Origin of the sequence: Brachyspira pilosicoli, from assembly GCF_019402445.1 — a bacterium.
GTDB lineage: Bacteria > Spirochaetota > Brachyspiria > Brachyspirales > Brachyspiraceae > Brachyspira > Brachyspira pilosicoli_B.
In genome coordinates this window covers 1-14,108 of the sequence record NZ_SRZM01000043.1, presented here as the reverse complement: position 1 = coordinate 14,108, position 14,108 = coordinate 1, and the positions used below count along the sequence as shown (strand labels likewise).

Sequence of the window (14,108 nt, the reverse complement as noted above, 5' to 3'; positions counted from 1 at the left end):
AAAATTTATTTCTTTATATATATAATATATAACATATATGTAAAATATCAAATTTATATTGCTATAAATTTTGTTATAATTTATAAATTAAATATAAAAAAATGGAGAGAGATAATTGGCTAAAGTATTAGGGCAAACAACCCCTTTAAAAATAATGGCTGGTATATATAAAAGCGGCAGACTTCATCATGCCTATTTGTTTTATGGAGAAGAGGGAGTTGGAAAATATGAAAGTGCTTTAAATTATGCTAAAGTGCTTTTGTGCGAAAGAAATAATGGCACTTATTGCGATGAATGCGAATCTTGCAAAATGATAGATAATTATAAGCACCCTGATGTAGTAGTTGCTGGTACTGATGAGAGGTTTAGAAACGCTGAAATATATTTTAATCAGTATTTAGAATATAAACTTCCTCATTTGTTTAACAATTTTTATACAGAATGCCGTTCTATACTTTATAAAGTAGAATCTATGCTTTTTGATAGTTATGATAATTATCCATCAAGCGAGCCTAAAGAGTATATGCTTGGAAACAAAAAAGAAAGTTCTAGATATGCTTTAATAGAGCCTTACTATTTGGCTGTTAATTATACTTTAAATGAGCTTAATGAGGATAATGTTGAGTTTATAGATTCTATTTTTAGGACTAAGTCCAAAGATGCACTTAATATAGTAAAAGCTAAAGGCGGCAAAAAGAAATATTCTATAGATGGTGATTTTTTCACAGCATTAAAGAAAATACATTATAATATAATTCATACAGTTATACCGTTAGACACTATTAGAAATATAATAGAAATGACATACAGAAAACCAAGACTAGGCAGAAAGAGGGTAGTGATAATTGAAGGTATAGAATTAATGGATAAAAGAGCTCCTAATATATTTTTGCGTACATTAGAAGAGCCGTCTGATAACAATATATTTATTTTGATAACTTCAGATACAAACAAATTAGTTCAAGACGGAATGAAGCCTTTGATATCACGTATGATGGAGCTTAAGTTTTCATCTCTTTCAGAAAACACTTTAAGGTCTATACTAATGAAAAGATTAAGGCTAAGCGAAGAGAAAACAGCCCTAGCACTTCAATATTCTTCAGGAAGTATGTCTAAAGCTATAAAATATTTGCTTGACAAAAAATCAAATACAAGCGATAATATTAGAGAAGTATTATTGTCTTTCATAGATGCAAGTTTAAAGAATAATGCCTCAAAAGTGTCTTCTATCATTACACTCCTCTCAGAAGGCGAGTATGATATTATAGATACTATAAGAGAATTAATTAATATTCTTAAAAAATCTTTGGAAGATAAATATCTGGAAATAGAAGAAAGAAGCTATATACTTCCTAATTCCGTTTCCGATATAAGTATTATATGGGCTATAGATGAATTAGATTCTTTAATTAATACTTTATTAAATACTAATAGTCAGCCAAAAATGATACTTTATAAGGCTTTAAGCAACATTTATATATGGCTAAATAATTATTAAAAACCTATAGGAGTTATACATGAAAAAGTTATTTCTTGTATTAAGTGTAATGATTTTATCATTAAATCTTGTTTATGCTCAGGATGAAGCACAACAAACTACTACCGATCAACAGCAGACAACAACTCAAGAGCAAAATACTGATACTGCAGAAAATACTAATACTGTAGAAGGTATAGTGCCTTTCTCACCTAATTTTGCTGATTTGAGAAATGTAGATGATGCTAATTTAGATAAAGAGTATAATATTCTTCAAACTAATTTAAATATTATAAGAGATGATTATCTTTTTAGAGTATTATATAAAGCTAATAAAATATTACAAAATTATACTAATGTTAATTTTACAGACACTAATGAAATGTTCTACAATGCTATTAACTATTATGATTTAGTAGCTAGACCTATTTCTACTGATAACAATGTTGATTTGGGTCTTAGAGAAATTTATAAAGCTATAGATTTATATAATAGCATACGTCCTACTTATGAAATATTAGGAAAAACTAATGAACTTGCTAAAACTGATTATGAATTAAACCTTTATGCTGGTATACTTAATTTATTTAAAGGTTCTCCTAGCTATTATTCAATGAGCAGATATCACTTTAATAAAGCTTTAGAAAATGAAGTAAATAATCAGAACTCTGCTAGTAATTTAATAATGCTTAATACTTATTTAGCTGGAGTTAATTATTTATTAGCTAATAATGGAAATACTGGAGATATTAGAAAAGTTTATTATCTTAATGAAATGTTTAATAACTTATGGGATTTAACTACTTTGAAAAATGAAGATGAAAATATTAAATCTGCTAAGTATAAACTTCTTATCACTAAATATCATAAAGTATTATATACAACTTCTGATAGATTTAAAGCTATATATTCTAAATATTATGATGAGTTAGGTTTTGTATATGCTAATACAGAAGATGAAGTATTATCTAGAGATGTAGCTCCTGTTTATAAAGAGGGAGAAGCAAACGAAGCTAATACAGCAAATAATACTACTACAGAAAATACAGAAACAGCACAATAATAAAATTAAAAAAATAACTTAAGGCATGTCAGTTTTAATTGGCATGCCTTATTAATATATATTACTAATAAGTTAATTGTATTATTTAATAAATACACTTGACATAAATAAAAAATAGTTTAATATTTTTATGTTTAATAAATAAAGGAGATAAAATATGTTTGAGTTAATGAAATTGCCTTATGGCAAAGAGGACTTAGCACCATATATGTCTTCAAATACTTTAGACTTCCATCATGGAAAACACTTAAATGCTTATGTAACAACAGTTAATGATTTAGTATCTAAGGATAAATCATTGGAAGGAAAAAGTATAGAGGAACTAATACTTCTTTCTCATAACAATAGTGAAAAACAAGCATTATTCAATAATGCTGGTCAGGTTTATAACCATGAAGAGTTTTTCAAGATGTTAAAAAAAGATGTTGCTATACCTGCTGAAGTAAAAAGTAAAATAGAGGCAGATTTTGGTAGTTTTGATGCTTTTAAAGAGGCATTCACTACAGGCGGTAAAACACAATTTGGTTCTGGCTGGGTATGGTTGGTATTAAATAATGGTAAATTAGAAGTTAGAAAATATGCTAATGCTATGAACCCTATTGCTGATAAAGTACATGGTATTTTAACTTGCGATGTTTGGGAACATGCTTATTATTTAGATTATCAAAACAGAAGACCTGATTTTCTTACTACTTTTGTAGAACATTTAGTAAATTGGGATTATGTGGCAGAAAGATTAAATAAGGCAAAATAACTTAATTTTTAATATACAATTTAAGGAGAAATAAAATGAAAGATTTAAAAGGAACAAAAACAGAAAAGAACTTACATGATGCTTTTGCTGGCGAATCTATGGCTAGGAACAAGTATACATATTTTGCAAGCGTTGCTAGAAATGAAGGTTATGAGCAAATAGCTGCAATATTCCTTGAAACAGCAGAAAATGAAAGAGAACATGCTAAAGTTCATTTTAAATATCTTAATGGTATAGGTGATACTCTTCAAAACTTACAATCTGCTTGGGAAGGCGAGAATTATGAGTATGAAGAAATGTATCCTACTATGTCTAAAGAAGCTGCAGCTGAAGGTTTTGATGAGATTGCTCATTCTATGAAATTAATCGGTGATGTTGAAAGAGAACATAGAGAGCGTTATGCTAAATTAAGAGAAGCTGTAAAAAATGGTACAGTTTTCAAAAGAAACACTAAAGTTCAATGGAAATGCAGAAACTGCGGATATATATATGAAGGTGAAGCTGCTCCTGAAATTTGTCCTGCTTGTAAACATGCTAAAAAATTCTTTGAAGTTAGAGTTGAAAGCTATTAATTTATAATAATTAATTAAAAATAATAGGGGGCTTGAATAAGGCCTCCTTTTTTTTATTTTTATTTTAAAATATTATATTGAAAATATTTAAATTGAGTTTATTATATTTCAAAAATTTAAAATGGAATATTAATTAACTTATGTCAAACAATAACAATAAATCTATTTTTCTTGCGGCTAGTGCTTATATAATGTGGGGGCTTCTTCCTATATATTGGAAGGCTGTTCAGAATTTTGATTCTGCTTTTGTGCTTGGAGTGAGAGTTATCACTACTTTTATATTTACTCTTATTATAATAATATTTAAAAAAGCTAATTTGTATAGAGGAATAAAACCTCTTGTTTTGATTTTTATAGCAGGCGTTTTTCTTGGTCTTAATTGGTATTTATATATTTATACTGTAAACTCTGGGAATGTATTAGAGGCAGGGCTTGCTTATTATATAGCTCCTATTTTAAGCATATTAATAGGCATAATATTTTTTAGAGAGAAAAAGACTGTATTAGAATATTTAGCTATTGTTTTAATGTTTATTGGAATGATATATCAAACTATTACATTGGGCAAACCTCCTATAATGGCATTTTTTATAGGTTTAACTTTTTCTATATATGGAATACTAAAAAAGATGACTATATATTCTGGTTGGGAGAGTTTATTTTTGGAGACTTTATCTATATTAATACCTTCAATTATTATATCTAAACTTTATTTTCCAACATCTCCTCAGCCAACTAATACTTGGATAACTTTAATGTTTGCAGGAATTGCAACAGGTATTCCTTTATATTTATATGCAAAGGCTGCTAAATCTTTAGAGGTTTCTACTTTAGGATTTTTGCAATTTTTTGTTCCTTTGCTTGCAACATTGCTTGCTATATTTGTATATAAAGAAGAATTGAATTTCAATAGAGCTATTACACTAGCAATTATTATATTGGCTGCTATTCTTTATGCTGTGTCAATATTTAGAAAATCTAAAGCTAATAAAAAATTATAACTTTATATATAATTTAAAAAATAAAAAGGGCTATACAAAAGTAAAGCCCTTAATTGATAATTTGCTTATTATAAAAAATTATATTTCTACATCTTTAGAATAATCTATTCCCTCAACTTCAAATCCATGCATATTCATATAATCTTTTCTAAACATAGACATATCAGCTAACTCTTTTAAATTATCCTGATTAAGTATTTTCCAAGCATTCAATACTTCTTCTTGAACATCTTTTTTAAGTTCCCAATCATCAAGCCTAATTCTATTAACAGAGTCTAAAGGTATATCGCCTCCATTAAATAATTTATCACTTAATAATCTATACATCTGTTCAATACAGCCCTCGTGTAACCCCTTATTTTTCATTATTTTAAATAATATTCCAATATAAAGAGGAACTGTAGGTATAACAGAAGAGGCTCTTGTTACAACAGCCTTGTTAACAGATATATAAGCATGTCCGTTTATCTTTTTTTGCATATTTTTATCAAGTCTATGAGCTGTGCTTTCTATATCATCTTTAGCTCTTCCAATAGTTCCTTCTCTATAAACTGCTTTAGTTATTTCTGGTCCTATATAAGAATAAGCTATATTAATTGCATTTTCTGCAAGTAAGTCTGCTTCAAGTAAAGCATTAGTCCAAAGTTCCCAGTCTTCTCCTCCCATAACTTTTACAGTGTTTTTTATATCATCATCATTAGCAGGTTCTATAGAAACATTTAATAACTCTTCAGTCATAAAATCTATTCCCATACCCTCATATTTTTTTCCTATAGGCTTTAATGCAGAACGATATAAAGTACCTGTTTTTTCATCTGTTCTTACTGGAGCAGCCAAACTATATATAAATAAATCTATCTTTCCATCAAAAAACTTTTTAGCTTCTTTTATTACTTCTTCTTTTGAAGCATTTAAAAACGCATCCAAATTAAGACTTAACTCTTCTATACCATCTCTCTTAGCAAACTCACTGAAAGCCATATTATTATACCAACCAGGTGTAGCTGTTCTTCTCTCTGTAGCTGCTTTTTCTAATGAAACTCCCATAGTTTTAGCTCCAAGTCCATAAGCTATAGCAATTCTGCTAGCAAGACCATATCCTCCAGAGCTTCCTAATATAAGAGCATTTTTTACATTTGATTTTATTTTTCCTTTAGATTTTACATAGTTTATTTGATTTTCTACCTCTTTCCTGCATCCTAATGGGTGAGCTGTAGTACATATATTATTCAATATTTTAGGTGCTACTATCATTTATGCATCTCCTTTAATAGTATTATTATCTTAAATATACATATACTTTATAATAGAATTGTATTTTTTTCAATAAAATAAAATTTATAATAATAATTAGATAAATATTTTTTATATGTTATACTATATTAAAAAACTTGATGGTATTTTATGAGTATATCTAATGAATTATTAAAAGATTGCAGAAAAAAATTAAAAAACAAATTTACAAAAGAGTTTATAGAAAAAAAAGAATATAGCGATAATTTTATAAACGCATTAATTAATACAGATAATTTTGATATTTTTTATAGTATGCTTGAAGAAGATTATTCTAAGAATATTTTTAAAAAAATTGTATTATACAGATATATGCTTGCTTTTAATCCTAAGGTGCATAAAAAATTAATAAAAGAAATATTGTTTAGTTTTAAATACGGTATCATATCAACATTTGAATGGCTTATAAAAATGATATATTTTTTAATAATCAAGAGATTTAAACTTCCTAAAGAAATAGGTTCTTGGGCATTATATTATATATTTTGTTTAGAGCAGTATAATGTAAAAGATATTTTTGAAGTGAAAGGGGATAATGTATTATTTGATATTGGTGCTTGGAAGGGAGATAGTACTTGCTTTTTTTCTAAGAGAAGTTCTAGCAATTCTAAAATATATGCTTTTGAACCTGATGATAATGCTTACAATGTACTTACAAATATTAAAGATAAATATAAACTTAATAATGTAATACTTCAAAATGAGATTTTTTTAGACTATGAGAGGGATATAGATTTTGTTTCTATGAATCCTAACACTCCTATAGTAAAAAAGCATGCTATTACTTTGGATATGTTTGTAGAGAGAAATAACATAAAAAATATTGATTATATAAAGATGGATGTTGAAGGGGCAGAGCATAAAATTTTAGAGGGTGCTATAAACACAATAAAAAAATATAGACCAAGTTTAGCAATAGCAATTTATCATGGTGGTGAGCTTTTTATGGAGGATTTTTATAAAATACCAATATTTATAAAAAGTATTGCTGATGATTATGAGTATTATATAAGGAGCTATTCACCTTGGGGAGGAGAGACTATTCTTTTTTGCAAGCCTAAAGAAAAATAAATAAAAAAATAAATATTTCTTAATACAATATTTTTTATTAGAATTTAGAAATTATCCACATTATAAAAGATAATACTATACTAGCTATTATAGAGGTTAGTATTGGAAAAGCAAAGGTGAAATTTTCTCTCTTTATTACAATATCACCAGGAAGTTTTCCTATAGGAATTTTTAATAATATTAATATGCCTATTATTATAGCAATGATTCCTACAGCAATAAGCATCTTTGCAAAGTAGTTATTCATTATGTTCTCTTATTTTTAATTATATTACTTTTTATTTATAAAATTTATTTATAAAAAATTATTCAGAAAGTTTTCTATTTAATTTTTCTATATCTTTATCATGCCCAGCTATTACAAGTATATCCCCCTCAACCATAGATTCATCAGGGTCTGGAGTACAATCAACTATAATCTTTTTCTCTCCCAATATACTAGTTGTTTCTTTTTTTATAGCTACAACATTTATTTTATATTTCTTTCTCAAATCAAGTTCTTTTAAATTTTTACCCGCAAGTCCAGCATGCACAGGAAACTCTACTATAGAATGGTATTCAGTTAAGTCGTATAAAAGCAGAGAATCTCCAACTTCAAGCTGTTCTGCTATATGTATACCCATAGATTCTTCTGGGCTTACAAGATGTGTGATTCCTATTTTGCTTAATATTGCTTTATGTCTTTCATCAGAATATCTTGCTATTATATTTTTTACATTTAATTCTTTTAATATTAGTGAAGTTAATATGCTTGTCATAATGTCTTCACCTATAGTAACTATAACAGCATCGAATTTATTAATTTCTATAGCCTCTAATGCTTCTCTTTGAGTAGAATCTAATTTCATAGCCTGAGTAACACTATTTTTTATAGCTTCTATTTCATTGATATCATTATCTATTGCCAATACTTCTATTGAAGGTTTATTCATTAATCTATTTATTAGAGCCTTACCTAAAGTACCAACTCCTATAACAGCATATTGTAGCATTTGAATACCTCTATAAAAATAATTTTTTTTAATTTTAAAATTTAGTTTAAATATGTTTTTATTATAGTTTAATATAAAAAATTGTCAAAAACAAAATTAAAATATATGCGTTATATGTGTAATTATACAATATTAAATTTTGATTTACACTATTGCAATCATATTATTAATATATATAATATTAGATATAGTTATATTATGAAAGAATTGGAGGTACACTATATGAAAAATAAACAATTATACTTGATTATAACTATTATGATGATGATAGTATTATCTTCTTGCGGAACTGGAGTTAGTAGAAACAATCCTGAAGGTTGGATAAATGATGATACTTTTAGAGTAATGGGAATGGGTTCTCCTAGTGAAGATATAGATACTGATGATAAGTTTAGAAGAGAAGTTGCATCAAGACAAGCTGCAGAGCTAGATGCTAAAAATAAAATAGTAGCTAAAATAGTTGGTTCTTATGTAGAATCTTTAAGCTCTACAGAAAAAGGTATGATAGATGAGTATGTAATACAAGAGAGAGTTGCAGGAAGAGTGAGAGGTGTTTCTATAGTTGAGAGCAAATGGGATTCTAAACAAAATTGTACTGTTGTTGCTGAATTATATTCAAAAGGCTTAAAAAAACAAATGGATACTTTGATTACAAAATATCTTCAAGAGGTTGGTATGCAATACACTGCTGAAGATGTTGCAGGCAGAGTAAGAACTTACGAATAATAAAAACAATTATAAGGGCAGTTTTTATGTATAAAGAGGATATTAAAGGGAGATTAGCTTTTATTTCCGGAGCTAGTGCGGGTATTGGTGAAGCGGTTGCTAAGATGCTTGCTTCTAATGGCGTTAATCTTATTTTAACAGCAAGAAGAATTGAAAAATTAGAATCTCTTAAAAGTATGTTAGAAAAAGATTATAATGTAAAAGTAAAGGTTATAAAAGTAGATTATGCTGATACCAATAGTATAAAAAATGCTGTAACTTCATTAGAAAATGAATGGAAAAATATAGATATACTTATTAATAATGCAGGACTTGCTTTAGGTAAGGATTATTTTTATAACAATGATATAGAAGACAGCTTACAGATGATAAGGGTAAACTGCGAAGGTTTAATAGTATTAACTAGAATGATAATACCTCTAATGCTGGGCAGTAAAAATGCTGATATCATTAATTTAGCTTCCACTGCTGCAGATGAGGCTTATTTCGGCGGAGCTATTTATTGTTCTAGTAAATCTTTTGTAGAGATGTTTGGAGATGTTTTAAGAGTTGAGTTAATAGACAAACCTATAAGAGTAACTAATATAAAACCGGGGGCCGTAAATACAGAGTTTTCTACAGTTAGATTTAAAGGAGATAAAGAAAAGGCTGATAATGTTTACAAGGGATTTGACCCTTTATATGCGGAAGATATAGCCGATAATATAGAGTATGTTATTACTAGAAAAAGACATGTTCAAATATCTAGTATGACTATTTTAGCAGGTAGTCAGGCTACAGCCACTATGATACATAGAGGTAAATAAAATATATTATATTTTTAGGAGTTATTTTCTATGGGTGATATAGATAATACTAGAAATAGATTAAAACTAGATAATCTTAAAGAAGATGATAGAAGAAATTTATTTAATAAGTTTGTAGATGCAGGCGGCGAGGTAGTAACTAATAGAAAAAAACAAGCCCCTTCAGATTATTCATCTAATAGAAAAAGTACTCCTAGTTATAATAAACCTAAAAATAATTATCCTAATAATAATACGCCAAGAGGAAATTACGTTTATACTAACACCTCTCAAGCTCCAAAAAAAGAAAAGCCAAATAATACATTAATCGTAAAAAAACAAAAAAGTGTGTTTTTAAATTTCAAATTGTGGCTAGATGCTTTATCTAGTAAAACAATAACAACTTTCGGTGGAAATGTACATAATAAGTTTTTGGGCTTTATAGATAAGAATGTTATCTCGGCATTTTTAGAGATGGATACTCTTATTTTTAATGCACTAAACCCAGTAGATGATAATTCTTTAGAACCTAAAAGTAAAAAAGAAAAAATATTAGCTCAATTTGCCAATGATTTAGAAGATATTGAACTTTTAGAACGAATAAAAGATCAGTATGATGAGAATATTTATAAAACTTTTTTAAGACAATATAAAGATTTACATTCTCCCACTAAAGCTAGCAGTTATGTGAATGAGCTTAAAGCTATGTTTAGACCTCTATATATTTTGCATGCTTATTCTTCAAAATTAAAATTGGCTGGAGAAAAGGCTTTACTTGCATATTCTATAGTAGATAATATTAGCAAAGGGGTTATTAATCCTAGAATATCTAATTTTAAAAAAGATGTTGATTTAATATATTCAAAATATTATCCAAAATTGTTTTCTTTACTTCAATATGCATCTAAAGAAAAACTTGAAACATTGTCTGATATTAATAATTTTCTAGGCATTACAGAAACAGATATAGTTGGATATTATACTAAATTAAAAAAAGAAAGAGATTTAAAACTTAAAGAAGAAATTACAAAACAGCAGAAAGAAGAAACAAAAGATACTCAAACGCCTGAAGACAATGAAGAAGAAAAATTAATGAAAATAGAGTCTATAGGTGTAAAACTTATAGAGAAAGTGGTTTCATTTAGAAAAGCAGATAATAATATAGAGATAGAAGGAGACCCTTTCTTTAATGTATTGGATACTGATAAAATATATAGAATAAAAGTGTTATTAGATTTTTTGGATAGAGAATATTCTGTATTATTTGTTTCTAATAAGGTAAAATATAATTTAATTTATGATAATTTAGTGAGAACAGATTATAAGAGTGATTTTAATAATATATTTTTATCATTATCAGATTCTAATTCTAGATTTTTAGAGTATAGTGATATGTGCAAGAATGCTTTAAAAGTAGAACGAGATACATCTCTTAGATTTGAGCAGAGGGTATCAATGTTAGCTGAGAAAAATGGACAAATATCTTATACTGCTAAAAACTTAAAATCTCATATAGTTTCTATTATATCATCTTTAAAAAAGAAATTAGATAAACTATTATTAGATAAAGTAGAAAGAGAGAGAATAATAGCAAACCCTAATGATATATTAACATTCTTTTCTGATGTTAGCGGCAGTAAAAAAAGGATACAAGGATATAATGTATTAAAAGCTTTAACAGAGGCTTATTATTTTGTATCTGGTTTTTACTATTTAATCACATCGGGAGAATTGTCTGGGGCTGGAATATTAATAGAAGGCTCTAAAAAAGTAGAAGAATATAATAATAAAAAAGATGAAGATAATAATGCTAATAATAATGATGAAAAAAAAGATGATTTAGACGATAATTTAAAAAAGTTAGAAAAAGAATATACAAATGATGAGGTATCTGAGTCAAAAGAAGAAGATGATGATGCTAGCGGAAATAGTCAGGAGTAGGAATTGGCTTACAAATCGAAAAAAATTATTATGCTTGAATATATTCCATTAAGGGTTTTAATGGAATTTATATCATTTTTTCCTTATATTTTTGTGATATTTTTTGCAAAGATTATAGGGATTTTAATGTTTTATGTAGCTCCAGGTAGTAGGAAGGTTGCTTTAATTAATTTGAAGCAGGCTTTTCCAGAGAAATCTTATTTGGAGAGAAGACTTATTGCTAGGCGTTCTATGAAATCTATGCTTATGACTTTTGCTGAGTTTATAAAGGCTTCAAGAATGTCTGATGAAGAAATATTAAAACGTGTAAAGATAGAAGGTATAGAGCTATTTGATAAGGCTTTAGAAGAAAATAAAGGTATAGTGGCTATTACTGGTCATATTGGTAATTGGGAGTATATAGCATCATATTTTGGTATTAAGGGTTATAATCCTAGTGTTATAGTGAGACCTTTGGATAATCCAAAATTAGATGCTTATATGAAGTCTTGGAGGGAAAAGAGGGGAGTTAAATGTATTGCTAGAAAGGGCAATTTAAAAGAGATATTTTATACTTTAAGAGAGAATAAACCTGTTGCATTTTTATGTGATCAGAATTATATAGATGGAATTTATGTTGATTTTTTTGGCGAGAAATGTGCTACGGCTGTTGGACCTATTGCAATGGCTATGAAGACTAAAGCTCCTATTGCTATACTTTATGATGTGCCAGATAGGTATGGTCATCATAAGATAATTGTATCTGAGATAATGTATATAGAAGAGAAGGCAACTAAAGAGGAAACTTTATATCATAATACTCAAAGATATACTAAGAAGTTAGAGGATATTATAAGAAAATATCCTGAGAATTGGCTTTGGGTGCATCCTAGGTGGAATACTCGTCCTAATGGAGAGCCTGAAATTTTTTATAAGCATAATAATTATAGATAATTTTACTTTACTTTTTTATAATAGGTTTATATAGTGAAATCATCATTCAATCAATATAGTAAAATTAGTTATATAGAAACCACAATTATAGGAGGTAGTTATATATATGAATCAAAATAAAAAATCATTTATGTTTTTTCTCAATCTTGGTCTTACATTTACTTTATTAGGAATAATAATATCATTTTTTATATTTTCTTATGAGAAGAACTCTAAAGACGGCGATTTTGTTGTACATGCTCAGGCTGCACCAGAGAAGGCTGCTTTTAATGGTTCTTTAGACGGGGCTTTAGAGGTTGAGAGTGCTATTAGAGATGTTGTTGATAAGAATATGCCTGCTGTTGTTAATATATCTACAGAAATTGAATCTGGTCAAACTTATGAAGATAGATATGCTGATGAGTTTTTTAGATTTTTCTTTGGGGACCAAGTGCCTAGACAAAGAAGAAGTCAAAAATCTTTAGGAAGCGGTTTTATAGTTAATGATGAGGGATATGTTCTTTCTAATTACCATGTTGTTAAGGGTGCTACTAAGATTATGGTGCTTTTATATGGTGAGGATGAAGAATTGCCTGCTAAATTAATAGGTTATGATGAGGCTTATGATTTAGCTTTATTAAAAATTGAATCTGACAGGGTATTTCCTTATGTAGCTTTAGGTGACAGTGATGCTATTGAACCTGGTGAGTTTGCTATTGCTATTGGTAACCCTTATGGTTTAAACAATACTGTTACTTTTGGTATAGTTAGTGCTAAAGGTAGAAGCGATGTTGGTGCTAATAGGTATCAAAGATATATTCAAACTGATGTTGCTATAAACCCAGGTAACTCTGGAGGTCCATTATTTAATATACATGGTCAAGTTATAGGAATTAATACTTTGATATATTCTACTTCTGGCGGAAGCATTGGTATAGGATTTGCTACTCCTATTAATATTGCTACTTCTGTTATGAAGGATTTAAAAGAGAATGGAAAAGTTACTAGAGGATATTTAGGAATATATTTACAAGATATTGATGAAAATCTTTCTAGAGGTTTAAATGTTAAACAAAACTCTGGGGTTTATGTAAGTGAGGTTATACCTAATTCTCCTGCTTCTAAGGGCGGTTTACAAGATGGTGATATTATTGTAGAGTTTGACGGCGAGAGAATGACTAAGAGCGTTGACTTATTTAATAAAGTTGCTACTACTAAAGTTGGAAGCAAAGTTGAAGTTAAATATTTAAGAAATGGAAAAGAAAAAATTACAAGAATTACGATAGAGGCTAGAGAAGAAGATGAAGATGTTGTACCTAGTTCTAATTCATCACAAAGCTCAAGAGATGCTAATGCTTGGATGGGCTTAGATGTTTCTGATGTTACTCCAGAGATATCTCAAAGACTTCAGATTAGAAGCAATGAGAGAGGAGTTGTTGTAGTAAATATGACTCAAAACTCTAAAGCTTATTCTGCTGGACTTAGACCTGGTGATGTAATTAAGGCTATCAATGGAATAAC

The 14,108-nt window shown here is 28.0% G+C and carries 14 protein-coding genes; 11 read left to right on the top strand and 3 right to left on the bottom strand.

What is annotated here, in order from left to right; all coding sequences use genetic code 11:
• Positions 1–115 precede the first annotated feature (115 nt).
• The 5 genes from E6A48_RS01930 (at position 116) to rarD (ending at position 4,867) form a co-directional block, all read left to right on the top strand.
• Entirely contained in the window at positions 116–1,498 is a 1,383-nt protein-coding gene (locus E6A48_RS01930; RefSeq protein WP_219708303.1) for a DNA polymerase III subunit delta', read from the top strand.
• A 19-nt stretch (positions 1,499–1,517) separates the two neighbouring features.
• Entirely contained in the window at positions 1,518–2,540 is a 1,023-nt protein-coding gene (locus tag E6A48_RS01925; protein ID WP_219708302.1) for a hypothetical protein, read from the top strand.
• A gap of 157 nt (positions 2,541–2,697) precedes the next feature.
• Positions 2,698–3,294, top strand: a complete 597-nt coding sequence (locus tag E6A48_RS01920; RefSeq protein ID WP_219708301.1) for a superoxide dismutase — start codon at positions 2,698–2,700, stop codon at positions 3,292–3,294.
• Between the two features lie 35 nt (positions 3,295–3,329).
• A complete protein-coding gene (gene rbr / locus E6A48_RS01915; protein ID WP_013243788.1) occupies positions 3,330–3,866 on the top strand; it encodes a rubrerythrin in 537 nt (178 codons plus the stop codon).
• Between the two features lie 140 nt (positions 3,867–4,006).
• Positions 4,007–4,867, top strand: a complete 861-nt coding sequence (rarD, locus tag E6A48_RS01910; RefSeq protein ID WP_219708300.1) for an EamA family transporter RarD — start codon at positions 4,007–4,009, stop codon at positions 4,865–4,867.
• 78 nt (positions 4,868–4,945) lie between these two features.
• Here rarD and fabV read toward each other — a convergent pair whose 3' ends face one another.
• Positions 4,946–6,121, bottom strand: a complete 1,176-nt coding sequence (fabV, locus tag E6A48_RS01905; RefSeq protein WP_219708299.1) for an enoyl-ACP reductase FabV — start codon at positions 6,119–6,121, stop codon at positions 4,946–4,948.
• Between the two features lie 150 nt (positions 6,122–6,271).
• On the opposite strand from fabV, the gene E6A48_RS01900 reads away from it, so the two are divergent.
• Positions 6,272–7,231: an FkbM family methyltransferase gene (locus E6A48_RS01900; protein ID WP_219708298.1), complete on the top strand. Its 960-nt coding sequence runs from the start codon at positions 6,272–6,274 to the stop codon at positions 7,229–7,231.
• A gap of 37 nt (positions 7,232–7,268) precedes the next feature.
• Here the strand turns inward: E6A48_RS01900 and E6A48_RS01895 are convergent, their stop codons facing one another.
• Together E6A48_RS01895 and E6A48_RS01890 are read right to left on the bottom strand one after the other, a co-directional pair.
• A complete protein-coding gene (locus E6A48_RS01895) occupies positions 7,269–7,478 on the bottom strand; it encodes a DUF2905 domain-containing protein (RefSeq protein ID WP_219708297.1) in 210 nt (69 codons plus the stop codon).
• Positions 7,479–7,536: 58 nt separating this feature from the next.
• Positions 7,537–8,223: a potassium channel family protein gene (locus E6A48_RS01890; protein ID WP_013243783.1), complete on the bottom strand. Its 687-nt coding sequence runs from the start codon at positions 8,221–8,223 to the stop codon at positions 7,537–7,539.
• Positions 8,224–8,445: 222 nt separating this feature from the next.
• Here E6A48_RS01890 and E6A48_RS01885 point away from each other — a divergent pair, with 222 nt between their 5' ends.
• From E6A48_RS01885 to E6A48_RS01865, 5 genes are all read left to right on the top strand, one after another.
• Complete coding sequence (locus E6A48_RS01885) at positions 8,446–8,949, top strand: hypothetical protein (protein ID WP_219708296.1); 504 nt, start codon at positions 8,446–8,448, stop codon at positions 8,947–8,949.
• Between the two features lie 26 nt (positions 8,950–8,975).
• Complete coding sequence (locus E6A48_RS01880; protein ID WP_219708295.1) at positions 8,976–9,755, top strand: SDR family NAD(P)-dependent oxidoreductase; 780 nt, start codon at positions 8,976–8,978, stop codon at positions 9,753–9,755.
• Between the two features lie 30 nt (positions 9,756–9,785).
• Positions 9,786–11,675 carry a hypothetical protein gene (locus E6A48_RS01875; protein ID WP_219708294.1) on the top strand — a complete coding sequence of 630 codons (1,890 nt, stop codon included), beginning with the start codon at positions 9,786–9,788 and terminating at the stop codon, positions 11,673–11,675.
• A gap of 3 nt (positions 11,676–11,678) precedes the next feature.
• Complete coding sequence (locus E6A48_RS01870) at positions 11,679–12,608, top strand: lysophospholipid acyltransferase family protein (RefSeq protein ID WP_219708293.1); 930 nt, start codon at positions 11,679–11,681, stop codon at positions 12,606–12,608.
• 106 nt (positions 12,609–12,714) lie between these two features.
• Positions 12,715–14,108 (top strand): Do family serine endopeptidase (locus tag E6A48_RS01865; RefSeq protein ID WP_219708292.1); only part of this gene is annotated, 1,394 nt, incomplete at its 3' end.

Coding starts and splice junctions, on each gene's coding strand:
- E6A48_RS01920 (WP_219708301.1), top strand. CDS start 2,698: ATGTTTGAGTTAATGAAATTGCCTTATGGCAAAGAGGACTTAGCACCA.
- E6A48_RS01890 (WP_013243783.1), bottom strand. CDS start 8,223: ATGCTACAATATGCTGTTATAGGAGTTGGTACTTTAGGTAAGGCTCTA.
- E6A48_RS01880 (WP_219708295.1), top strand. CDS start 8,976: ATGTATAAAGAGGATATTAAAGGGAGATTAGCTTTTATTTCCGGAGCT.
- E6A48_RS01885 (WP_219708296.1), top strand. CDS start 8,446: ATGAAAAATAAACAATTATACTTGATTATAACTATTATGATGATGATA.
- E6A48_RS01925 (WP_219708302.1), top strand. CDS start 1,518: ATGAAAAAGTTATTTCTTGTATTAAGTGTAATGATTTTATCATTAAAT.
- fabV (WP_219708299.1), bottom strand. CDS start 6,121: ATGATAGTAGCACCTAAAATATTGAATAATATATGTACTACAGCTCAC.
- E6A48_RS01900 (WP_219708298.1), top strand. CDS start 6,272: ATGAGTATATCTAATGAATTATTAAAAGATTGCAGAAAAAAATTAAAA.
- E6A48_RS01895 (WP_219708297.1), bottom strand. CDS start 7,478: ATGAATAACTACTTTGCAAAGATGCTTATTGCTGTAGGAATCATTGCT.
- E6A48_RS01875 (WP_219708294.1), top strand. CDS start 9,786: ATGGGTGATATAGATAATACTAGAAATAGATTAAAACTAGATAATCTT.
- rarD (WP_219708300.1), top strand. CDS start 4,007: ATGTCAAACAATAACAATAAATCTATTTTTCTTGCGGCTAGTGCTTAT.
- rbr (WP_013243788.1), top strand. CDS start 3,330: ATGAAAGATTTAAAAGGAACAAAAACAGAAAAGAACTTACATGATGCT.